This window comes from Serratia ureilytica, from assembly GCF_013375155.1.
Lineage (GTDB): Bacteria > Pseudomonadota > Gammaproteobacteria > Enterobacterales > Enterobacteriaceae > Serratia > Serratia ureilytica.
Map to the genome: position 1 here is coordinate 70,840 of NZ_JABXOF010000013.1, position 22,806 is coordinate 93,645.

The 22,806-nt window shown below is 59.6% G+C and carries 25 protein-coding genes; 5 read left to right on the forward strand and 20 right to left on the reverse strand.

What is annotated here, in order from left to right; genetic code table 11:
• Positions 1-45: 45 nt before the first annotated feature.
• A complete protein-coding gene (pta, locus tag HWW83_RS21980; RefSeq protein ID WP_004936066.1) occupies positions 46-2,205 on the forward strand; it encodes a phosphate acetyltransferase in 2,160 nt (719 codons plus the stop codon).
• Between the two features lie 111 nt (positions 2,206-2,316).
• On the opposite strand, the gene HWW83_RS21985 is transcribed toward pta, so the two are convergent.
• The 7 genes from HWW83_RS21985 to HWW83_RS22015 all read right to left on the reverse strand — a co-directional run bounded on the left by HWW83_RS21985 (position 2,317) and on the right by HWW83_RS22015 (position 7,589).
• On the reverse strand, positions 2,317-2,763 hold the full coding sequence (locus HWW83_RS21985; protein WP_046687549.1) for a hypothetical protein: 447 nt from the start codon (positions 2,761-2,763) through the stop codon (positions 2,317-2,319).
• 89 nt (positions 2,764-2,852) lie between these two features.
• Positions 2,853-3,329, reverse strand: a complete 477-nt coding sequence (locus tag HWW83_RS21990) for a putative T6SS immunity periplasmic lipoprotein (protein WP_332108119.1) — start codon at positions 3,327-3,329, stop codon at positions 2,853-2,855.
• Positions 3,330-3,551: 222 nt separating this feature from the next.
• Positions 3,552-4,511, reverse strand: a complete 960-nt coding sequence (locus HWW83_RS21995; protein WP_042785104.1) for a transketolase family protein — start codon at positions 4,509-4,511, stop codon at positions 3,552-3,554.
• Positions 4,504-5,355: a transketolase gene (locus HWW83_RS22000; protein WP_033643868.1), complete on the reverse strand. Its 852-nt coding sequence runs from the start codon at positions 5,353-5,355 to the stop codon at positions 4,504-4,506. The genes HWW83_RS21995 and HWW83_RS22000 overlap by 8 nt, the downstream gene beginning before the upstream one ends.
• A gap of 13 nt (positions 5,356-5,368) precedes the next feature.
• A complete protein-coding gene (locus tag HWW83_RS22005) occupies positions 5,369-6,748 on the reverse strand; it encodes a PTS ascorbate transporter subunit IIC (protein ID WP_163966032.1) in 1,380 nt (459 codons plus the stop codon).
• Between the two features lie 23 nt (positions 6,749-6,771).
• Positions 6,772-7,053 (reverse strand): PTS sugar transporter subunit IIB, encoded by a 282-nt coding sequence (locus HWW83_RS22010; protein WP_025303676.1) that lies wholly within the window; start codon positions 7,051-7,053, stop codon positions 6,772-6,774.
• Positions 7,054-7,145: 92 nt separating this feature from the next.
• Positions 7,146-7,589 carry a PTS sugar transporter subunit IIA gene (locus HWW83_RS22015; RefSeq protein WP_099782589.1) on the reverse strand — a complete coding sequence of 148 codons (444 nt, stop codon included), beginning with the start codon at positions 7,587-7,589 and terminating at the stop codon, positions 7,146-7,148.
• A gap of 310 nt (positions 7,590-7,899) precedes the next feature.
• Here HWW83_RS22015 and HWW83_RS22020 point away from each other — a divergent pair, with 310 nt between their 5' ends.
• Complete coding sequence (locus HWW83_RS22020; protein ID WP_176589550.1) at positions 7,900-8,919, forward strand: LacI family DNA-binding transcriptional regulator; 1,020 nt, start codon at positions 7,900-7,902, stop codon at positions 8,917-8,919.
• A 53-nt stretch (positions 8,920-8,972) separates the two neighbouring features.
• On the opposite strand, the gene yfcD is transcribed toward HWW83_RS22020, so the two are convergent.
• Positions 8,973-9,518: an NUDIX hydrolase YfcD gene (gene yfcD / locus HWW83_RS22025; RefSeq protein ID WP_004936086.1), complete on the reverse strand. Its 546-nt coding sequence runs from the start codon at positions 9,516-9,518 to the stop codon at positions 8,973-8,975.
• 100 nt (positions 9,519-9,618) lie between these two features.
• Complete coding sequence (gene yfcE / locus HWW83_RS22030; protein WP_122004445.1) at positions 9,619-10,170, reverse strand: phosphodiesterase; 552 nt, start codon at positions 10,168-10,170, stop codon at positions 9,619-9,621.
• 233 nt (positions 10,171-10,403) lie between these two features.
• Here yfcE and yfcG point away from each other — a divergent pair, with 233 nt between their 5' ends.
• The 3 genes from yfcG (at position 10,404) to HWW83_RS22045 (ending at position 12,447) form a co-directional block, all read left to right on the forward strand.
• Complete coding sequence (gene yfcG, locus HWW83_RS22035; protein WP_016926886.1) at positions 10,404-11,033, forward strand: GSH-dependent disulfide bond oxidoreductase; 630 nt, start codon at positions 10,404-10,406, stop codon at positions 11,031-11,033.
• 111 nt (positions 11,034-11,144) lie between these two features.
• Positions 11,145-11,516: a dihydroneopterin triphosphate 2'-epimerase gene (folX, locus tag HWW83_RS22040; protein ID WP_025303682.1), complete on the forward strand. Its 372-nt coding sequence runs from the start codon at positions 11,145-11,147 to the stop codon at positions 11,514-11,516.
• 16 nt (positions 11,517-11,532) lie between these two features.
• On the forward strand, positions 11,533-12,447 hold the full coding sequence (locus HWW83_RS22045; RefSeq protein ID WP_176589551.1) for a TIGR01777 family oxidoreductase: 915 nt from the start codon (positions 11,533-11,535) through the stop codon (positions 12,445-12,447).
• Between the two features lie 7 nt (positions 12,448-12,454).
• Here HWW83_RS22045 and hisP read toward each other — a convergent pair whose 3' ends face one another.
• From hisP to HWW83_RS22100, 11 genes are all read right to left on the reverse strand, one after another.
• Positions 12,455-13,228, reverse strand: coding sequence for a histidine ABC transporter ATP-binding protein HisP (gene hisP / locus HWW83_RS22050; protein ID WP_004936098.1), 774 nt, complete (start codon positions 13,226-13,228; stop codon positions 12,455-12,457).
• A 21-nt stretch (positions 13,229-13,249) separates the two neighbouring features.
• The gene (locus tag HWW83_RS22055; protein WP_033643875.1) at positions 13,250-13,954 is read right to left on the reverse strand and encodes an ABC transporter permease; all 705 of its coding nucleotides are present in this window, start codon (positions 13,952-13,954) and stop codon (positions 13,250-13,252) included.
• Positions 13,951-14,637 carry a histidine ABC transporter permease HisQ gene (locus tag HWW83_RS22060; protein ID WP_033635345.1) on the reverse strand — a complete coding sequence of 229 codons (687 nt, stop codon included), beginning with the start codon at positions 14,635-14,637 and terminating at the stop codon, positions 13,951-13,953. Before HWW83_RS22060 ends, HWW83_RS22055 begins: the two co-directional genes overlap by 4 nt.
• 82 nt (positions 14,638-14,719) lie before the next feature.
• The gene (hisJ, locus tag HWW83_RS22065; RefSeq protein ID WP_033643876.1) at positions 14,720-15,502 is read right to left on the reverse strand and encodes a histidine ABC transporter substrate-binding protein HisJ; all 783 of its coding nucleotides are present in this window, start codon (positions 15,500-15,502) and stop codon (positions 14,720-14,722) included.
• A gap of 304 nt (positions 15,503-15,806) precedes the next feature.
• Positions 15,807-16,379, reverse strand: a complete 573-nt coding sequence (locus HWW83_RS22070) for a UbiX family flavin prenyltransferase (RefSeq protein ID WP_033643877.1) — start codon at positions 16,377-16,379, stop codon at positions 15,807-15,809.
• Positions 16,380-16,518: 139 nt separating this feature from the next.
• Positions 16,519-18,036: an amidophosphoribosyltransferase gene (purF, locus tag HWW83_RS22075; RefSeq protein WP_033632500.1), complete on the reverse strand. Its 1,518-nt coding sequence runs from the start codon at positions 18,034-18,036 to the stop codon at positions 16,519-16,521.
• Positions 18,037-18,057: 21 nt separating this feature from the next.
• Entirely contained in the window at positions 18,058-18,558 is a 501-nt protein-coding gene (gene cvpA / locus HWW83_RS22080; protein WP_004936119.1) for a colicin V production protein, read from the reverse strand.
• Between the two features lie 234 nt (positions 18,559-18,792).
• Positions 18,793-19,545: a cell division protein DedD gene (dedD, locus tag HWW83_RS22085; RefSeq protein WP_033643878.1), complete on the reverse strand. Its 753-nt coding sequence runs from the start codon at positions 19,543-19,545 to the stop codon at positions 18,793-18,795.
• A complete protein-coding gene (folC, locus tag HWW83_RS22090; RefSeq protein ID WP_060660430.1) occupies positions 19,546-20,811 on the reverse strand; it encodes a bifunctional tetrahydrofolate synthase/dihydrofolate synthase in 1,266 nt (421 codons plus the stop codon). It lies immediately after the preceding gene.
• Positions 20,812-21,002: 191 nt separating this feature from the next.
• Complete coding sequence (gene accD / locus HWW83_RS22095) at positions 21,003-21,911, reverse strand: acetyl-CoA carboxylase, carboxyltransferase subunit beta (protein WP_033643880.1); 909 nt, start codon at positions 21,909-21,911, stop codon at positions 21,003-21,005.
• Between the two features lie 232 nt (positions 21,912-22,143).
• On the reverse strand, positions 22,144-22,806 hold the full coding sequence (locus HWW83_RS22100) for a DedA family protein (protein ID WP_004936130.1): 663 nt from the start codon (positions 22,804-22,806) through the stop codon (positions 22,144-22,146).

The following is a 22,806-nucleotide window of genomic DNA, read 5'->3' on the forward strand; positions in this document are numbered from 1 at the left end:
ACGGTGTTGTTTTAGCCTCATGTTAATCGTGAAGAGGACTATTCTGTGTCACGTACTATTATGTTGATCCCCACCGGCACCAGCGTCGGCCTGACCAGCGTCAGCCTGGGTGTCATCCGCTCCATGGAGCAAAAAGGCGTTCGTCTGAGCGTGTTCAAACCTATCGCTCAACCGCGCACCGGCGACAACGCACTCGACCAGACCACCACCATCATCCGCAGCAACTCCACCATTCCGGCGGCCGAACCGCTGCGCATGGACTACGTTGAGGGCCTGCTGAGCTCCAACCAGCAAGACGTGCTGATGGAAGAGATCGTGGCTCGTTACCACGAGAACACCAAAGACGCGGAAGTGGTGCTGATCGAAGGCCTGGTGCCGACCCGCAAGCATCAGTTCGCCAACGCGCTGAACTACGAGATCGCCAAAACCCTGAACGCCGAGATCGTCTTCGTGCTGGCGCTGGGCAACGACTCCCCGGCGCAGCTGAAAGAGCGCATCGAACTGGCGCGCACCAGCTTCGGCGGCAGCAAGAACAAAAACATCACCGGCGTGATCATCAACAAGCTGAACGCGCCGGTCGACGATCAGGGCCGCACCCGTCCTGACCTGTCCGAAATCTTCGACGACTCCACCAAGGCCAGCATCGCCCACGTCGATCCTGCACAGCTGTTCGCCAACAGCCCGCTGCCGGTTCTGGGCTGCGTGCCGTGGAGTTTCGATCTGATCGCCACCCGCGCCATCGACATGGCTCGCCACCTGAAGGCCCGCGTGGTCAACGAAGGCGACATCATGACCCGCCGCGTGAAGTCCGTGACTTTCTGTGCGCGCAGCATCCCGCACATGCTGGAACACTTCCGCCCTGGCTCCCTGCTGGTGACCTCCGCAGACCGCCCTGACGTGCTGGTCTCCGCCTGCCTGGCGGCGATGAACGGCGTGGAAATCGGTGCCATCCTGCTGACCGGCGGCTACGCCATCGACGAGCCGATCAAGAAGCTGTGCGAACGCGCCTTCCAGACCGGCCTGCCGGTGTTCATGGTTGACACCAACACCTGGCAAACCTCGCTGAGCCTGCAGAGCTTCAACCTCGAAGTGCCGGCGGACGACCACCAGCGCATCGAGAAAGTGCAGAACTACGTGGCCAGCCACATCAGCACCGAGTGGATCGACTCGCTGACCGCTACCTCTGAGCGTTCACGCCGCCTGTCTCCACCGGCGTTCCGTTACGAACTGACCGAGCTGGCGCGTAAAGCCGGCAAGCGCATCGTGCTGCCGGAAGGCGACGAGCCGCGCACCGTGAAAGCGGCGGCCATCTGCGCCGAACGCGGCATCGCGGAATGCGTGCTGCTCGGCAACCCGGACGAGATCCAGCGCGTCGCGGCAGCGCAAGGCGTTGAGCTGGGCAAAGGCATCGAAATCGTCGATCCGGTCGCCGTGCGTGAAAACTACGTGCCACGTCTGGTTGAGCTGCGCAAGAGCAAGGGCATGACCGAAGTGGTCGCGCGCGAGCAGCTGGAAGACAACGTGGTGCTCGGCACCCTGATGCTGGAACAAGGCGAAGTCGACGGCCTGGTCTCCGGTGCGGTTCACACCACCGCCAACACCATCCGTCCGCCGTTGCAGCTGATCAAAACCGCACCGGGCAGCTCGCTGGTCTCCTCCGTGTTCTTCATGCTGCTGCCTGACCAGGTACTGGTCTACGGCGACTGCGCGATCAACCCGGATCCGACCGCCGAGCAGCTGTCTGAAATCGCCATCCAGTCTGCGGATTCCGCCGCGGCCTTCGGCATCGAGCCGCGCGTGGCGATGATCTCCTACTCCACCGGCAACTCCGGTGCGGGCAGCGACGTAGAGAAAGTGCGCGAAGCGACCCGTCTGGCGCAGGAAAAACGCCCGGATCTGATCATCGACGGCCCGCTGCAGTACGACGCCGCCATCATGGCCGACGTTGCCAAGTCCAAGGCGCCGAACTCACCGGTGGCCGGCCAGGCGACCGTGTTCATCTTCCCGGATTTGAACACCGGCAACACCACCTACAAAGCGGTACAGCGCTCCGCTGACCTGGTTTCCATCGGCCCGATGCTGCAAGGCATGCGCAAGCCGGTGAACGACCTGTCGCGCGGCGCACTGGTTGACGATATCGTCTACACCGTCGCGCTGACGGCGATCCAGTCTTCCCAGGCTGACGCTGCCGCCGCCAAGGCGTAATAAACCGTTAAAAAAAGCCAGTCAGGTAATCCTGACTGGCTTTTTTATGCCTGATATTCTTGGTGATGATGCTGTTTTAGACAATACCCGCCAAATCCGCAGCACCCACCATCATCGCCAGGCGCTGACGCCCCGTGCAGAAAAATCAATGGTAGGCATGATGGGGATTTGGCTGTTCGTGGCATAGAAAAATGCCGAATTCGTAAAGGAATACACCTTCCCGGAAAAATTGATGGTGACGCGGTTGCCCTCGCCGCGGATAGTTGCATCAGCCCGATCCGCCGTCAAAATTGGCGCGCTTTGACTCAGCACGTTGATAGGGTCGCCATCCAGGCTTCCGTTCAAATAGTAACGATACACATCCGTGTCGGTGGCCCCCGCATTCTGATACTCGGTGACATAGAGCCAAATCTCGTCGGTCAACTGCTTTTTGCTGTAGAGCTTATCGTCATAAGTATCGCGGGTGGCATACCAATACCCCGCAAAGCCAACGACAATAACCAACAAAACCGTCGTCAATAGCCGATGAGCCCATTTAGTAACCATGCCGAGTTGCATAATCAATTCCTTCTCAAGCGTTATACCAATCACCCCGCTTCACACACATTGCTGCCCCAGTCATCTCATTCATCCCTTCTCTGGCTTTATTACTTCGCGCTGGCAATAACCTGCGAAATCTGGCCGTCACTGATTTTCAGCGAGAAACTGCGCTGCCAGAAACGTTTGGAATCTGCATCCTGAGGATCTACGGTACTGATTGCCACGGTGTAGGGCACATTGCTCTCAAATGCCTTGAACGAGTATGGGATACATTGGCCGGGCGTAATCGTCTCAACGGGCTTCGGCGGTAGAATGGTCCTACGCCAGAGTTCATGCGTTTGGCTACCCAACCGGTGTTCAATAGCGATACTGACCAGACTGACCCTGCCACTCTGTGTTGGGTCGGTTTGCGGTAAAGAGAAACAGAGATCATTTCCCCGTAGCGTAATATCCGCAGTGTAAAAACGTTGCTTTTCAAGCATACAACCACTGAGCAACATCATCATGATGAGGGTATAGAGAGAGCGGGATAGCGTGATCTCGCCTAGCGTCAGCCTTCTGAATGAGCCTCTTGCTGTTATCACTATTCACTCCATGAATATAACTCATTGTATTTATTAATCTATTTTTATTATCTCTTTTTACCCAAGCATTGGCCACCTATATTCACCGAAAACAAAAAGCCCCCTAAGGGGCTTATCAGTTAATAATACGTGAGTCATGACTCAAATTCCGGGTCGGAAGGTATATGCTTTCTCCAGAGCACTGAGCCTCATTCGTTACAGCAGTTGTTATTGACTCAAAAACTACTTTTGCAGCAACTGCCCGGCAGCCTCCAGAATGTGCTCGGCGGTCAGGCCGTACTCCTGCTGTAAAAACGCCTGGGTGCCCACCTGGCCGTAACGCTCCTTCACCCCCACGCGCCGCATCGGCGTCGGGCATTCCTCCGCCAATACCTCCGCCACCGCCGACCCCAGCCCGTTATGAATGCTGTGGTTTTCACAGGTGACGATGCGTCCGGTCTTGGCCGCGTAGGTTTTGATCAGTTCACGGTCAATAGGCTTGAGGGTGAACATATCGATCACCGCCGCGCTGACGCCCTGCCGCGCCAGCATCTCCGCCGCCTTCAGCGCCTCCGCCACCATGATGCCGTTGGCGATCAACGTGATATCGTCGCCGTCGCGCAGCAGGTTGCCCTTGCCGATGGTAAAGCGCGAGCCGTCCTGGTAGATGCGCGTCGCCTGCTTGCGGATGGTGCGCACCCAGTAGAAGCCGCGCAGATCCATCAGCTGGCGCAGAATGTCGGCGAACATGGTGGCGTCAGTCACTTCCAGCACCACCGAGTGCGCCAGCCCGCGCACGATGCCCATATCCTCGAACGACATGTGGGTGCCGCCGTTGTGGCAGGCGCTCACCCCGGCGTCGGAAGCGATCACCTTGACGTTGTTGCGCTGATAATCCAGCGACATGAACAGCTGATCGAAACAGCGGCGGCTGGCGAAGGCGGTAAAGGTGTGCACGAACGGCACCCGGCCGGTCAGCGACAGCCCGGCGGCGACGCCGATCACGTTAGCCTCCATGATGCCGCAGTTAATCACGTGCTGCGGGTGATCCTTATGCACGCCGTCCATCGCCATGGAGCTCATCAGATCCGCCTCCAGCGCGATGATCGGCGCGCCCGCTTCAATCTGCCGCCGCACCGCGCCGGCATAGACTTTGCGCATTTCGACGGCGTCGTTTTCCAACTGCGTCACTACGTTAAACATGGGCGGCCTCCAGTTCGGCGATGGCTTTTTCAATCTCCTGCTGCACGTCCGGCGTCAGGCGCAGGTGGTGTGAGTTCGACAGGTTTTCCAAATAGGTCACCCCCTGTCCCTTGATGCTGTCGAGCACGATCGCCAGCGGCCGCTGTTCTCCGCCGCGCGCCGGCCTCACCGCCGCCAGCAGCGCCGCAATGTCGTCGCCCTTGATGGTCTGCACCTCAAAGCCGAAAGCGCGGAACTTGGCGGCCAGATCGAACGGTTGGATCACCTCGTCCAGCGCGCCGTCCAGCTGCTGTTTGTTGTAATCGATAAACAGCGTCAGGTTGTTCAGATTGTGGTGGGCGATAAACTGGAACGCCTCCCAGCACTGCCCTTCGTTCAGTTCACCGTCGCCGAGGATGCTGAACACCCGATTGCGGCGTCCCGCCAGCCGATGGGACAGCGCCATGCCGGCGGCGATCGACACGCCCTGCCCCAGCGAGCCGGTAGTGGCGTCCACGCCGCGCGTGCGCAGCCGGTCCGGATGGCTCGGCAGGCGCGTGCCGTTCTGATTGAGGGTTTGCAACTCCGCCAGCGGGAAGTAGCCCTTGATCGCCAGCGTGCTGTACAGCGCCGGGCCGGCGTGCCCCTTCGACAGCACGAAGTCATCGCGCTCCGGCCAGTCCGGATCCGCCGGATCGATGCGCATCACGCCGCCGTACAATACCGCCAGCGTCTCGACCACCGACATGCAGCCGCCGTAGTGGCCGAACCCCAGCCCGGTCAACGCCTTCAATGTTTCCAGGCGGATGGCGCGCGCCAGGGCGCGCAGCTCTTCAATTTCCGTTTCGCTCGTTGTGTCGTTCATCACTCTGCCCTCATTATTTCTCGACGCGGTCAGCGGCCGGCGCGCCTTTGCGTTTTCCCAGGAAGTTATGCGCCACCAGCAGCGCAAACACGGCGACAATCGCCAGCATGATCATCTCTTTCGACATAAAGCGCGCCATGTTGCCCAGCAGGATGCCGATCGCGCCGAAGTCGGCGTCGGAGAAGGTGGTGTTGGCAAAGCCCAGCGCCCCCAGTACCGGCAACAGCAGCACCGGCAGGAAGGTGATCAGCAGACCGTTGGCGAAAGCGCCCAGCATCGCACCGCGCCGCCCGCCGGTGGCGTTGCCGAACACCCCGGCGGTAGCGCCAGTGAAGAAATGCGGCACTACGCCGGGCAGGATCAACACCATCTTCAGTTGCCCCAGCAGGAACAGCCCGGCCAACCCGCCGAGGAAGCTGAACAGGAAGCCGATCAGCACCGCGTTGGGGGCATAGGGGTAAACCACCGGGCAATCCAGCGCCGGCCGCGCGTTAGGCACCAGTTTTTCCGAGAAGCCGGTGAACGCCGGCACGATCTCTGCCAGAATCAAGCGCACGCCCTGCAGGATGATGAATACCCCGGCGGCGAAGGTGATGGCCTGGATAATCGAATACACCAGGTAGTTCTGGCCGCCGCTGAGCTCGCTTTCCACATAGGCCCGCCCGGCGCAGATCGCCAGGATCAGGTAGATGACGATCATGGTCATCGAGATCGAAATGGAGCTGTCGCGCAGAAAACTGAGGTTTTTCGGCAGGTTCATCTCTTCGGTCGAGCGCGAGTTTTTCCCCACTTTCGAGCCGATCCAACCGGACAGCACATAGCCCAGGGTGCCGAAGTGGCCGAAGGCGATATCGTCGTTGCCGGTGATGCGGTGCATATAGCGCTGGGCGATCGCCGGGAAGAACGCCATCACCAACCCCAGGGTCAGCGCGCCGGTGAAGACCAACTGTACGCCCTCGAAGCCCGCCACCGTCAGGATGATGCCGATCATGCAGGCCATGTAGAAGGTGTGGTGGCCGGTGAGGAAGATGTATTTCAATCGGGTAAAGCGCGCCACCACGATATTCGCCACCATGCCGAACGCCATGATCAGCGCGGTGGAAGCGCCGTATTTCTCCAGCGCGATGGAGACGATGGCTTCGTTATTCGGAATGATGCCCTGAATATTAAACGCGTGTTCGAACATGCCGCCCAGCGGATTGAGCGATCCGACCAATACCGTGGCGCCGCCGCCCAAAACGATAAAGCCGAGAATGGTTTTTACCGTGCCTTTCACCACGTCGGAAAACGATTTCTTTTGCGCCAGCAAACCGATCAGCGCAATAAGCCCGACCAGTACCGAAGGCACCTTTAATATATCCACCACAAACTTAAGCGTTTCCTGGATAAACATATCCACCTCGCCAATCGTTTTATTCAGATGATTGAGTGGGCTTCGAAGTAAGCGCGCAGCTTGGCTTCCAGCTCATTAATGTCGATGATGTTGCTGATCACCACCAGCTGCTCGGCCGGTACGCTGGCGCTGTCGGCGATGTCTTTCGCCATCACGAACACGTCGGCGGCGCCGGGAGTGGCGGACGACAGATCGGAGTGTTCGACCTCGGCCTCCACCCCCATCTTTTTCAGCACCTTTTTAATGTTCATTTCCACCATAAAGCTGCTGCCGAGACCTGAACCGCAAATCGCCATGATTTTCATGATATCCACCTGTTGAATTTAGCGTGTAGGGTAGCGCCGCCGGGAATATTCCCGACGTTATGGGCATTAATAATGTTCCTGGTGATTAAACGTTAATAGCGGGCGATAATATCCTCAATTTGCCGTTTGTCTGTGGCGTGAAATAACGCCTCCATCGCCGTGTTATCGGAAAATAATTCCGCCAACTGCGAAATCATTTCAATGTGACTGTTGCCGTCGGGTGCGGAAAGCATCACCACCACCTGAACCGGATCGTTATCCGCAGAATGAAAATTCACGCCCTGGTGGATCTTCAACAGCGACAGCCCCAGCGCGTTGGCGCCCTGCTCCGGCCGCGCGTGCGGCATGGCGATGCCCGGCGCCAGGACGAAGTAGGGGCCAAGCTGCTCCTGCTGATGAAAGATGGCCGTCAGGTAATTCGGCGTAATCACGCCGCGTTGCAGCAGCGGTTGCGCGCTCAGCGTTACCGCCTGGCGCCAGTCCTCCACCCGTTTGCACAGCTGTATATGGTCGGCGGTCAGCCATTCTTTCAGCACGTTACCCTCCCAAGCGTTGATGGTTTCGGCCGGTGATTAATTCACCGACGACGGTAAAACTTTAATCAACCCCTCTCGGCTGCACAGTGATTGGCATCACAAAGATAGCGCTACCAAAGCGCTATCATGCAGAACTGTGATAGCGCTATCAAAACGCCATGCCGCGGCGCGGCGTTAACCACAATTTTTTCTCGCTCTTCCGGGTTACGGGGTAGAATGTGCCGCATACTGGGATCGTCGAAGCCGCGCCGTCGGCTTCCCACCATCACAATCTTTATGCGCCGCGCGCGCATTTCAGTCGGGATTAGGCATGTCGATCGGTAAAAAACGCCGCAGCACAGGCAGGGTGACGTTGGCTGACGTAGCGCAACTGGCGGGCGTCGGCACCATGACGGTGTCGCGCGCGCTGCGCACGCCGGAACAGGTTTCGGACAAACTGCGCGAGAAGATAGACGCGGCGGTAAACGAGCTGGGCTATCTGCCCAACCTGGCCGCCAGCTCGCTGGCCTCGGCCTCGTCCTACACCATCGCCATGGTGGTGCCCAGCCTGTCCGAATCCGGCTGCGCCGAGATGTTCGCCGGCCTGCAGAAAGTGCTGCAGCCCGCCGGCTATCACATCATGCTGGCGGAGTCGCAGCACCACCTGGAACGCGAGGAGAAACTGCTGGAGACGCTGCTCTCTTACAACCTGGCGGCGGCGGTGCTGCTCAGCGTCGAGCATTCGCAAAATGCCCGCAACGCGTTGATCGCCGCCAACATTCCGGTGGTGGAGATCGGTGCCGTACGCGCCGATCCGATCGACATGAGCATCGGCATCGATTACGTGGCGGCCATGTATCAGCTGACGCAAACGGTGATCGCCAGCGGTTACCAGAATGTCGGGCTGCTGTGCGCCAATCAGGAGCAGTGGATTTTCCAGCAGCACCTGCAGGGCTGGCACAAGGCGCTGCTGCGCAACCATATGTCGCCGCATCGGGTCATCAACGCCGCGCAGCCCGCCAGCTTCAGCACCGGCGCGCAGCAGCTGCCGGAATTCTTGCTGGCCTGGCCGGAGCTGGACGCGCTGGTGTGCGCGTCGGACGAACTGGCGGGCGGCGTACTGTATGAATGCCAGCGGCGGCGCATCAAGGTGCCGGATAATCTGGCGGTGGTGGGCTTCGGCAACAGCGAGTTCAGCCGGGTGTGCCAGCCGCCGCTGACCACCATGACCATTCCGCATCGCGACATCGGCATTCAGGCCGGCCAGGCGCTGTTGGCGCGGCTGAACGAGCATCCCTCGCAGCCGCCAGGCTCCCTGCCCGCCACGCTGTGCCGCCGCGACAGCTGCTGAATCCGCCCATAAAAAAAGCCGGTCGATGACCGGCTTTTCCATGCGCAGGCGGCTCAGTGATTGTCGAGCGGCTTGCCGTAATCCTGTTCATTGTTGCGCGTCAGCCACAGCGACAGCGCCTTCAGCGAATCCGGGGTAAACTCGTCGCAACGGGCGGTGATCTCTTCCGGCGTCAGCCAGCACACCTCGGCCACTTCTTCTTCCTGCAGCGCGAACGGCCCGTGCGATACGCAGCTGAACAGCGCCCCCCACACCCGGCACTGCTCTTCCTCGAAGTAGAACAGACCGTGCTCGGCGAAAGGCACGCCGGCGATGCCCAGCTCCTCTTCCGCCTCGCGGCGCGCCGAATCCAGCACGTTTTCACCGCTTTGCACTACGCCGCCCGCCGTCGCGTCCAGCCAGCCCGGGTAGAAGTCCTTGATCTCGGTGCGACGCTGCACCAGAATTTTTCCCATCCCATCATGCACCACAATATAGGTAGCACGATGACGCAGCCGCTCCGCCCGCATCTGTTGACGACTGGATTGAGCAATCACCTCGTTTTGCTCGTCGACGATATCAACCCACTCGGTATCTGCAGCCTGACCCTGTTCCGCCATCCTCTAAAACCTTCTATTTTGGCGCGATGCAATCCCGCGCGCTGGTTAATCAATGAGTGTTTTTCAAAGATTTTTATTGTGTGTGTATAAATTAGTGCGTTTAGCGTGTTAACGCCACCTCCGCGACGACCTTGCCGTCGTCGAGCGTCAGCACGCGCAAAGTGCCGCTTTCCAACATGCCGTAGCTGGCGGGAAAGCCCCCTTTCGGGATGCTGACCGAGCCCGGATTGAAGCAATAGATCTCACCCTGCCGCTCCGCCTGCGGCAGATGCGTATGGCCATAGGCCAAGACGTCACCGCAGGATAACGGCGGCAGTGCCGAGGGATGATAAAGGTGACCGTGGGTCAAAAACAATCGTCTTTTTTGCAGTAAAACCTGTTGCCAGGGCGCCTCGATGGGAAACGTCAGCAGCATCTGATCGACCTCGCTGTCGCAATTGCCGCGAACGGCGATGATCTTGTCGCTATAGCGATTCAATCGTTCGGCAACCTGAGAGGGCTGATACCCGGCGGGCAGCGCGTTGCGCGGGCCGTGATTCAGCAAATCACCCAGAAGAATCAACCAGTCGGCGCCGTGTTGTGCGAACAATTCCAGCACGCGTTCGGTCGCCGGCAGCGAACCGTGGATATCCGAGGCGAACATCAGCTTCATAACCTTGTCCTATAGAGGGAAATAAGCGCCATTTTACCGCGCCGGCGCCGTGCGGCAAACCGCCGCCCGCCCCGGTGGAGAATTGTGATCCAACTGCGCAGATAGCATCGGACGAATCCCACATAGCCTGCTATCCTTAGCTGCTATTGTTGGATCTCTGATATACCTTTGTGCGCGGCGAAGACCGCAGCAACGTGTAATGAATTACAGATCACCTTACCGCAGGAGGCAACATGATTGACCTGTATTACGCGCCTACTCCCAATGGTCACAAGATCACCTTGTTTTTGGAAGAGGTCGGCTTACCCTACCGTATCCATCGCGTAAACATCAGCGCCGGCGAGCAGTTCAAACCGGACTTTCTGAGCATTTCTCCCAACAACAAAATCCCGGCGATCGTCGATCAGCAACCGGTGGACGGCGGCGCGCCGATCAGCCTGTTCGAATCCGGGGAAATCCTGCTGTATCTGGCGGAGAAGACCGGCAAGCTGCTGAGCAAGGGCCTGCGCGAACGCGCCGCTACCCTGCAGTGGCTGTTCTGGCAAGTGGCCGGATTCGGGCCGATGCTCGGGCAGAATCACCACTTTAACCACTACGCGCCGCAGCCGGTGCCTTACGCCATCGAGCGTTACCATCTGGAGACCAAGCGGCTGTACGGCGTGCTGGAAGCTGAACTGCAAAAACACCCGTACCTGGGCGGCGATAACTACAGCATCGCCGATATCGCCACCTACCCGTGGGTCGTGTCGCATCCGCGCCAGCGCATCGATCTGGCGGATTACCCGGCGGTGCGCAACTGGTTCGAGCGCATCAGCAATCGCCCGGCGACCGAGCGCGCCTACAAACTGGCCGAACAAGCCTAAGTGCCTCCCCCGACTCCCCGTCGGCCGGGGAGTCACATTGTCCCTGCGTTATCATTTCCCTACTTTCCGTGTATTCTGAACGCTAATAATCAGACCTATGGAGAATCTCTGATGTCTTTCAGTCAACCCGACGCCGTTATTCGCATTAAAAATCTGCGGCTGCGCACGTTCATCGGTATCAAGGAAGAGGAAATCAACAACCGACAGGACGTCCTGATCAACGTGGTGATCCACTACCCGGCGGACAAGGCGCGCAACAGCGAAGATATCGCCGATGCGCTCAACTACCGCACCATCACCAAAGCGATCATCCGCCATGTGGAAGATAACCGTTTCGCGTTGCTGGAAAAATTAACGCAGGATGTGCTCGATATCGTAAAAGAACACGCCTGGGTGACCTATGCTGAAGTGGAGATAGATAAACTTCTGGCCCTGCGCTACGCCGACTCGGTTTCCATGACCATGAGCTACCGCCGGGACTAATTCAGGGAGGTCGACCATGCGGATCCTGATCACCGGCGCAACGGGATTGATAGGCTGCAGCCTGACGGCAAGACTGCTGGCGCTTTCTCACCACATTACGGTGCTGACCCGAGACGAACGGCGAGCCCGAGCCCGGCTGGGCGACCGGCCGAGCTATTGGCGAACGCTGGACGACCGGCAATCGCTGGATGAATTCGACGCGGTGATCAACCTGGCCGGCGAACCTATCGCCGACAAGCGCTGGAGCGCGCAGCAGAAAGAGCGGCTGTGCCGCAGCCGCTGGGATCTGACCGAACGCTTGGCGAAGCTGATCAAGGCCGGCAGCACGCCCCCCGGCGTGCTGATTTCCGGTTCCGCCGTCGGCTACTACGGCGATCAGGGGCAGGCGGTGGTGACCGAAGAGGAGCCGCCGCACGACGAATTCACCCACCAGCTGTGTCAACGCTGGGAAGCGCTGGCGCTGCAGGCGCAAAGCGACGCCACCCGCGTCTGCCTGCTGCGCACCGGTGTGGTGCTGGCGCCACAGGGCGGCGCGCTGGCCAAAATGCTGCCGCCGTTCCGCTTCGGGCTCGGCGGCCCGATCGGCGACGGTCGCCAATACCTGCCGTGGATCCACCTCGAAGACATGGTCAACGGCATTATTTATCTGCTGGATCACGCCACCCTGACCGGCCCGTTCAACATGGTCGCTCCCTACCCGGTGCACAACGAGCAATTCGCCGCCCAATTGGCCAACGTGCTCGATCGCCCGGCGTTTCTGCGGGTGCCGGCGTTCGTCATGCGGCTGTTGATGGGGGAAGCGGCGGTGCTGGTGCTCGGCGGCCAGCGGGCGGTGCCGAAGCGCCTGGAAGAGGCCGGTTTCCACTTCCGTTATCTGGAGCTGGAACAGGCATTGGATGACGTTGTCAATCAGCGGGCCGAAGCCCGCTGATCTGAGGTTACTTCAACGCGCCGGACAGGAACTGCTGCAGGCGCGGGCTTTTGGGATTGCCGAACAGCTCGGCAGGCGGGCCCTGCTCTTCGATCAACCCTTTGTGCAGGAAGATCACGTGGTTCGAAACGTGGCGCGCAAATTCCATTTCGTGCGTCACCACCACCATGGTTTTTCCCTCCTCCGCCAGCTTCTGCATGATGCGCAGCACCTCGCCCACCAACTCGGGATCCAGCGCCGACGTCGGTTCGTCAAACAGCAGCACTTCCGGCTCCATCGCCAATGCGCGGGCAATGGAGACGCGCTGCTGCTGGCCGCCCGACAGGTGCACCGGGTACTTGCCGCGCGCCCGCTCGTCGATGCCCACTTTATCCAGGTAGCGCACCGCGCGCTCGTGCGCGTCGGCCTTGCTCAGCCCCAGCACCTGCACCGGCGCCTCCATCACGTTCTCCAGCACCGTCATATGGCTCCACAGGTTAAAATGCTGGAACACCATGGTCAGGCGGGTACGCAGCAGCTGCAGCTGCTTCTTGTCGAATACCTTCAGCTGGCCGTCCTTGTCGCGCACCATGCGAATATCTTCGTTGTTCAGGCTGATCGAGCCTTCGCTCGGCTTCTCGAGGAAGTTGATGCAGCGCAGAAAGGTGCTTTTGCCGGAGCCGGAGGAGCCGATGATGCTGATCACATCCCCGGCGTTGGCCGCCAGCGAGACGCCCTTCAGCACCTCGTGATCGCCATAGCGTTTGTGCAGTTCCGTGACGGCTAATTTATTCTCAGACATGGTTTTTCTTCCCGTCATTTATCAGTGACTAACGTGTGCCATCCAGCGTTTTTCAGCTTTGCGGAACAGGCTGATTAACACGTAGGAGATGATCAGGTACAACACCGCCGCAATGCCGAAAGCGTAAAACGGCTGATAGGTCGCGGCATTGATGTCGCGCGCAATCTTCAGCAGATCCGGCACGGTGGCGGTAAACGCCAGCGCGGTGGAGTGCAGCATCAGGATCACTTCGTTGCTGTAGGCCGGCAGCGCGGTGCGCAGCGCCGAAGGCAAAATGATGCAGCGATACATCTTGAAGCGCGAGAAACCGTAGGCGTTGGCGGCCTCGATTTCACCGTGCGGCACCGAGCGGATCGCCCCGGCGAAGATCTCGGTGGTATACGCGCAGGTGTTGAGCGTCAGCGCCAGGATGGTGCAGTTGAGCCCGCTGCGGAAAAACGCGTTGAGAAACTCGCTGCCGCGCACGATTTCCAGGCTGTACATGCCGGAGTAGAACACCAGCAACTGCACGTACAGCGGCGTGCCGCGAAACACGTAGGTGTAGAGCCACACCGGGAAACGCACCCAGCGCAGGGAAGAGACGCGCGCCACCGCCATCGGGATCGCCAGCAGCCCGCCCATCACCACGGAGGCGATCAGCAGCCACAGCGTGACCGCCACGCCGGTGAAACGGTAGCCGTCGCTCCACAGCAGCGACTGCCAATACTGTTGCAAAATCTCGATCATAGCTCGGCCCTCTTGACGCCCAGTGAGTAACGCCGTTCAAGCCACAACAGCACGCCGTTGGAAACGGTAGTGAAAATCAGGTAAACCACGCCGGCTACGATGGCGAAGAAGAACGGCTGATAGGTGCCTTTCCCCGCCAACTGCGTGGCTTTCACCACGTCGTTCAGGCCAAGGATAGACACCAGCGCCGTCGCCTTCAGGATCACCTGCCAGTTGTTGCCGATGCCCGGCAAGGCGAAGCGCATCATCGCCGGGAACAAAATGCGCCGAAAGATCTGCGCGCCGCTGAAGCCGTAGGCCGTCGCCGCCTCAATCTGCCCTTTCGGCACCGCCAAGTAGGCGCCGCGGAAGGTTTCGGTAAAGTACGCGCCGTAAATAAAGCCGAGGGTAATGATGCCGGCGCCGAGCGGGTCGATATCGATCTGCGAGAAACCGAGCAGCGTGGTGATGTTGTTCAAAGCGATTTGCAGGCCATAAAAAATCAGCAGCATCAGCACCAGATCGGGCACGCCGCGGATCAGCGTGGTGTAAGCGCCGAACAGGCCGGAAATAAGGGGGTTGTGGGAGAGTTTGCCGCCGGCGCCGATCAACCCGATCACCACCGCCAACAATACGGAACTGAGGGCCAACTCCAGCGTCACCAGAGCCCCCTCGAAAATCAGTTGGGAATAGCCTTGCAGCATCTACTTCACCCTGTCGTCTAGGATCCGAACCATCGGAGCCGGCGCACCGGCCCCGCAGTCACAGCATGGAACGGTTAGCGGATTAGCCGCCGTAGACGTCGAAGTCGAAGTACTTTTTCGCGTATTTATCGTAGGTGCCGTCTTTGCGCATCTCGGCGAAGGCTTTGTCCAGCGCCGCTTTCAGCTCGGTATCGGTTTTGCGCAGCCCCATGCCGGTGCCGACGCCAAAGAATTTGTCATCCTTCACCGATTCGCCGGCGAACGCATAGTCTTTGCCCGGCGGCTGTTTCAGGAAGCCATCGCTGCCCGCCACTTCATCCTGGAAGGCGGCGTCGATGCGCCCGGAGGCCAGATCGGCGTAGACCAGATCCTGGTTCTGATAAGGCACCACGGTGACGCCCTTCGGCTGCCACATGGCGTTGGCGTAGGCTTCCTGGGTCGTGCCCTGCAGCACGCCCACGCTCTTGCCTTTCAACGCATCCACGGTAGGCAACAGCTTAGACCCCTTCGGCGCGATCAGGCGGGCGTTGGCGGCATACAGCTTGTCGGTAAAGGCGATTTCCTGCTGGCGTTTTTCGGTGATGGACAGCGAAGAGATGATAGCGTCGATCTTTTTCGCCTTGAGGGATGGGATCAGCGCGTCAAAGTCGCTCTCCACGAAGGTGCATTGGGTATTTATGCGTTTGCACAGCTCTTTGGCCAAATCGATATCGAAGCCGACCAGCTCGCCTTTGGCATTTTTGGATTCAAACGGCGCGTAAGTCGGATCGGTGCCAATCTTCAATGTCGATGGGATAGCGGCGAATGCGCTGTTTGCGGCCGCCAAAGCCAAGACTAAAGGAAGAACCTTAACCAGCTTTTTCATAAATTACCCTCAAATTGATTTTTTTGATGCCACTACGGGCATTACTTTTCCCCACCAAATCAATTTGCAGTAATCGTGCCACATTAGGTGCTACGGGCGGAGGGAACGGCTCCGGCCTTCACAATACTGTTTCCTGGGACGATAACCGCAAAATTAAATCGGCCGCTCGGGGCCGCGCCACTGGCAGCCGCGACAGGACGGCGCCATGAAACAGTGAACGTGATGAAGTGGGATCATTATGGTGCATGCGCAGCCCTAATTCAGTGCGGTGTTGCACAAATGTACCAATTTGGGGATGAAAATGTTAATCAGCACCCTGCCAACGGGTGAACAGATCGGCCGGCAATTCGATATCAAACTGATCGATCACCCGATTGACGGTCTGATCGATGATGTCTTCCACGCTTTTCGGCTGGTGATAAAACGCCGGCACCGGGGGCATGATCACCGCGCCCATTTCCACCGCCTGCGTCATCAGCCGCAGGTGCCCAAGGTGCAACGGCGTTTCACGCACGCACAATACCAGGCGGCGGCGTTCTTTCAGCACCACGTCGGCGGCGCGGGTCAGCAGTCCGTCGCTGTAGCTGTTGACGATGCCGGACAGCGTTTTGACTGAACAAGGCAAAATCGCCATGCCCAGGGTTTTGAAGGAACCGGAAGAGATGGCGGCGGCGATATCGCGCGCATCGTGAACCACATCGGCCAGCGCCTGCACTTCACGCAGACTGTACGGCGTTTCCAGCGCCAGCGTCTGCCTTGCAGCGTTGCTCATCACCAGATGGGTTTCCACCTCTGCGACGTCGCGCAAGACCTGCAACAGGCGCACGCCGTAGATCGCGCCGCTGGCGCCGGAAATGCCGATGATGAGTCGTTTCATGAAGAATGGCCTCTGCCGTAAAAAGTAAAAAATAAGATCAGGCAGACTTTGCCGCAATGGCGAGGGATAAGCAAGTTCACAGGAGCAAGGCGCACCGCCGCAGACGCGACGATGCCCCCTGATGGATCAACACAGGCGGTTAGCCTTCGTTATGCAGTTCCAGATTTTCCGCTTCGGTTTGTCCCCGCAGCGCCTTGGCGTCGTCGTTGCGCAGCGACTCCAGGTATTCCAGATAGCTTTGATCGACGTCTTTGGTCACGTAGATGCCGTTGAATACCGAGCATTCGAACTGGGTGATGTCCGGGTTTTCTTCACGCACCGCTTCGATCAGATCGTCGAGGTCCTGGAAGATCAGCCCATCGGCGCCGATGATTTGGCGGATTTCATCCACTTCGCGCCCGTGGGCGATCAGTTCGTTGGCGCTCGGCATGTCGATGCCGTAGACGTTAGGGAAACGCACTTCCGGCGCGGCGGAAGCCAGGTACACGCGCTTGGCGCCCGCTTCGCGCGCCATCTCGACGATCTGCTCTGAGGTCGTGCCGCGCACGATGGAATCATCCACCAGCAGCACGTTCTTGTCGCGGAACTCGGCGCGGTTGGCGTTCAGCTTGCGGCGCACCGACTGACGACGCGCCTGCTGGCCCGGCATGATGAAGGTGCGGCCGACGTAGCGGTTCTTCACAAAGCCCTGGCGGTAGGGTTTGTCGAGAATGCGCGCGATCTCCAGCGCGATGTCGCAGGAGGTTTCCGGAATCGGGATCACCACGTCGATGTCCAGATCTTCCCATTCGCGGGCAATCTTCTCGCCCAGCTTCTGGCCCATGCGCACGCGGGCGCTGTAGACCGAGATCTTGTCCATAAAGGAGTCCGGGCGCGCGAAATAGACGTATTCGAACAGGCACGGATTGGTTTTCGGATTCTCTGCGCACTGGCGGGTGAACAGCTGGCCTTTGGTGGTGATGTACACCGCTTCGCCCGGCGCCACGTCGCGCAGGAATTCAAAGCCCAGGGTATCCAGCGCCACGCTCTCGGAAGCCACCATATACTCGCTGCGGCCATCTTCCAGCGTGCGTTTGCCGATCACCAGCGGACGAATGCCGTACGGGTCGCGGAACGCCAGCAGGCCGTGGCCGATAATCATCGCCACGCAGGCGTAAGCGCCGCGCAGTTGCTGATGCATGGCGGCGACCGCGGTAAAGATGTTGTCGGCCTCCAGCGGATAATGCGGGAAGCGATCCAGCTCGCTGGCCAGCACGTTCAGCAGGATTTCCGAGTCGGAGGTGGTGTTGACATGGCGGCGGCCGCTTTCGAACAGCTTTTGGCGCAGCTCATGGGCGTTGGTCAGGTTGCCGTTGTGGGCCAGCGTAATGCCGAACGGCGAGTTGACGTAGAAAGGCTGGGCCTCAGAAGCGCTCGAGCTGCCGGCCGTCGGGTAACGCACATGGCCAATGCCCATGTTGCCCTGCAAGCGTTGCATATGGCGCGCCTCAAACACATCCTTCACCAGGCCGTTGGCTTTGCGCAAACGGAACCCGTTGTGGGCGTCAATGGTGACGATGCCTGCGGCATCTTGGCCACGGTGCTGAAGCACCGTCAGCGCATCATAAATCGACTGGTTTACCGGCATAAAACCGGCGATACCGACAATACCGCACATGTTGTCTTTTCCTCATCAGCGCTACCGCCCCGGCAATTGGGTCGGCAAGAAACTCGACGTGCTCTGCAGGTAGTCAAAGAACCACCTGATGACGTAACTGAACTGGGGAATCAGCTGCGACTGTTTCCAGTCGGCACTTTGTGAAAAGCCGGTAAAGGTATCCAGGAAGAACAGGATCGCCGCAACGATCAACACGCCGCGCAATGCGCCGAAGCAGATGCCCAGCACCCTGTCGGTGCCCGACAGCCCGGTTTTCTCTACCAGTGAGCTAATCACATAGTTAACAATAGCCCCTACGATCAGGGTCGCGATGAACAAAATCGCGATCGCGATGCCGTTTCGCACCAGTTCATCTTCAAAACGAGTGAAATAGACCGCAAGGTAAGAGTAGAAATGGCTGGCAACAAAAAACGCACATCCCCATGTCACAAGTGACAATGCTTCGCGAACAAACCCTCGGATCAGGCTCACCAGAGCCGAAAATCCAATCACCGCTATAATGACGTAATCAATCCAGACCATGAACTATTCCAATGATGAATCGCCCCTGCATCCAATTCGCGGCGAATTCTAACAGAAAAAGAAAACGTTTGCGTAGGGGATTTCCTACCACGTTACAAATAAAAAGCGGCGATTAAAAAATTCCCAATCGCCGCGCCTACATAGGTGATTTCGCCTGTAAAAGGCGCGGTTTCTCTCGAGATCTCTCCACCACTCCTTAATTCAGGGGCGTATCCTGCTGCGCCCCTGCGGGGTTTAACGACCGTACGGCTTCACCTGCCCGCTCAGCCCGCTGATCGAGTTCAGCGACGGCAATGCCGCCTGCAGCTTCTGCTTGGAAGCATCCGGGCCGACGTAGATGCGGGTGATCTGCCCTTGCACCGGCGTTGACGGCACAGTGAAGGCGCGATAGCCCGAAAGACGCAGCGAAGCGACAATCTCGTTCGCCTTGGCGGCATTCTTCAACGCCCCGAGCTGCACGACATAGGCTTGCCCGGCCGGCGCTTTTTCTTCCGCCGGTTTCGGCTGCGGTGCCGGCTCAGGCTTCGGCGTCGGTTCAGGTTTCGGTTCCGGCTTAGGCGTCGGTTTCACTTCCACCGGCTTCGGCTGCGGCGCCGGTTTCGGTTTCACCTCTACCGGTTTGGTTTCCACCGGTTTCGGCTTAGGCTGCTGCTGCACCGGCTGAGGACGCGTCTCGACCGGCGGCGGCGCCACCTGCGTCGGTTGCTGAGCATTCTGTCGCACCGCCTGTTGCGCCGCCGCTTCGTTAGCCGCCTGCTGCTCGACCAGCGCCCCCGCCCCTTCCGGCGGCTGCGCCGGCAACGGCTGCGTCACCGGCGGCAACACGTCGTTCTCTTCGACGTCGCCCGCCTTCGGCACCAAAGGAATGGCCGCGAATTCATCCTCGTAATGCTTCTTTTTGCCGTCCAGCAACCCTGGTAGGATGATCACCCCCAGCGCCACCAGAATCACGGTTCCGACCAGTCGGTTCTGAAATTTACTCGCCACTCACACTCCCCGCATCTCGTCTGACGCCGCCATCACCTGCGCAACGGTGTGGAACGATCCACAGACGATCACAATATCCTGTTTATCAGCATCCTGCATAGCCTGCCGCCAGGCAGTTTCGACATCATTAAAGCGTCGCGGTTCCGCCAGATGTTGCGCCAGCAGTTCGACGCTGGCGCCGCGCGGGCCGTCGAGCGGTGCGCAGTACCATTCATCCACCTGCTCGCTCAGGCAGGCCAGCGTACCGGCGATGTCCTTGTCCGACAGCATGCCCACCACCGCGCGCACCTTGCCGCCGTCGCGCGGCAGCTTGGCCAGACGCCCGGCGAGATAGCCGGCGGCGTGCGGGTTGTGCGCCACATCGAGGATCAGCATCGGCTCCCGCCGCACGATCTGGAAACGCCCCGGCAGCGTCGCCTGCTGCAGCCCGGTGAAGATCGCGCGCTCGTCGATTTCCAGCGGGGAACAGTTCAGCGCCGCCAGCGCGGTAGCGGCGTTGGCCAGCGGCACGTTCGGCGTCGGCAGATCGGTCAGCAGCGTGTCGCCGCCCTGCCACTGCCAGCGATCGCCCTGCTCGCTGAAGCTCCAGGCTTCACCGCGGCGATACAGCGGCGCGCCCAGCGTTTCGGCGACCTGGCGAATGCTGTCCGGCATGTCGGGTTCGCCCACTACCGCCGGCTTGCCGCTGCGGAAAATGCCGGCCTTTTCACGGCCGATGCTTTCGCGATCGTTGCCCAGCCAGTCGGTGTGATCGAGCGCGATGCTGGTGATCACCGCCACGCTCGGATCGACGATGTTGGTGGCGTCGAGGCGCCCGCCCAGGCCGACCTCCAGGATCACCACGTCCAGCCGCGCCTGTTTGAACAGCTGCAGCGCCGACAGGGTGCCGAATTCGAAATAGGTCAACGACGTTTCGCCGCGGTCGGCTTCAATGGTGGCAAACGAGCGGCTGTGCTCCGCTTCGCTCAGCTCTTCCCCCTGAATGCGCACGCGCTCGGTGTAGCGCACCAGATGCGGTGAGCTGTAAACGCCGACGCGCAGGCCAGCGGCCAGCAGAATGGCTTCAAGGGTGCGACAGGTCGTGCCTTTGCCGTTAGTGCCGGCAACGGTGAACACCGTGGGAGCGGGGGTCAGTAAGTCCAGGTGCGCCGCGACGCGCTGTACGCGCTCGAGGCCGAGTTCGATCGCCTGGCTGTGCAGACGTTCCAGATAGTAAAGCCACGAGCTCAATGGCGACGTGGCTTGGGGAATTTGGTGGTTTTGCATGAGTCCCATCACTGAACTTGGGTTCATTAATCCATCAGGGCACCACCCTCACCGCGGTAAAGGCGATGCGCTTCGTCACTGCCGCCCACCTGCAAACCGCAACGTCATAGGCCGCGGCCGGCAGGGAACGGGCATCAGCCGTCACTTAGCCACAAAGTGGCGGCTGAACCCGGGCGGGATCCGTCTTTGCCTCAGGCGTCGGCCTGCTGCTCCGGCTCAATGACCGGCGCGGCCTCATCGAAATGCGGCTGCGGCTGGTTGGTCAGCTTGGACAGAATGCTCGCCAGCGTTTGGCGCATTTCCGGGCGGCGAACGATCATATCGATCGCGCCTTTTTCGATCAGGAACTCGCTGCGCTGGAAGCCCGGCGGCAGTTTCTCGCGCACGGTCTGCTCGATCACGCGCGGGCCGGCAAAGCCGATCAGCGCTTTCGGCTCGGCGATGTTGATGTCGCCCAGCATCGCCAGGCTGGCGGAGACGCCGCCCATGGTCGGGTCGGTCAGCACGGAGATGTACGGCAAGCCGCGCTCCTGCATTTTGGCCAACGCCGCGCTGGTTTTCGCCATCTGCATCAGCGACATCAGCGCCTCCTGCATGCGCGCGCCGCCGCTGGCGGAGAAGCACACCAGCGGACAGTTGTCCTCCAGCGCCTGCTCAACCGCACGCACGAAACGCGCGCCAACCACGGAAGACATCGAACCGCCGATGAAGGCGAATTCAAAGGACGCCGCGACGATCGGCATGCCGTACAGCGTGCCCTTCATCACCACCAGCGCATCTTTCTCGCCGGTCGCTTTCTGTGCGGCGACCAGACGATCTTTATAGCGCTTGGAATCCTTGAATTTCAGAACGTCTTTCGGCTCCAGATCGCTGCCCAGCTCCACTTCGCTGCCTTCATCCAGCAGGGTATGCAGACGCGCGCGCGCGCTCATACGCATATGGTGGTCGCACTTCGGACACACTTCCAGATTACGCTCCAGCTCGGCGCGGTAGAGAACCTGGCCGCAGCTGTCGCATTTGGTCCAGACCCCTTCAGGAATGCTCGCCTTACGGGTTTGTGTGATATTGCTCTTGTTAAGAATTCGTTCAATCCAGCTCATCGATGACCTTTCTGTTTGAACCTGGCACACGCCAGTCCGCTGTTCATGCTTTAACAATCCCCCTGAAAACACCCCCAATGAAAAAATGCCCGTTCGCCGCGCGGCAAGCGCGCGACCGAGGCATCGGCTTCAGGGTTGTTCGCAGGAACAGACCATAATGTCGCTCATTAAACCATATCGGCCCGACGCTGTGGACAAAAAACTGGTCGAACCGACAGGTTGAGCGATGTTTTTATTGTTTTTGCTGGCGGGCGGCGGCGCGCTTGTGGCGCCAAATTTCAATCACGCCCGGCAGAATCGAAACGATGATGATCCCGACGATCAGCAGTTTCAGGTTCTCCTGCACCACCGGCAGATCGCCGAACAGGTAGCCAGCATAAGTGAAGAGCAGCACCCAAACCAGTGCGCCAATCACGTTGTAGGCGGCGAAGTGGCGATAGGACATATGCCCCATGCCGGCGACGAACGGCGCAAAAGTACGCACGATCGGCACGAATCGCGCCAGAATAATCGTTTTCCCGCCGTGCTTCTCATAAAACTGATGCGTTTTATCCAGGTAGCTGCGGCGGAAGATTTTCGAATTCGGGTTGCTGAACAGCTTCTCGCCGAACAACCGCCCGATAGTGTAGTTCACCGCATCGCCGATGATCGCCGCCACGGCCATCAACGCCACCATGGTGTGCACGTTCAGATCGTTGGTCGGCAACGCCGCCAGCGCGCCGGCGACGAACAGCAAAGAATCCCCCGGCAGGAACGGCGTCACCACCAAACCGGTCTCGCAAAACAGGATCAGGAACAGAATAGCGTAGACCCACATGCCGTATTGTGCGACCAGTTCGGCCAGGTGCACATCAATATGCAGAATGAAATCAATAATAAACTTGATGATGTCCAT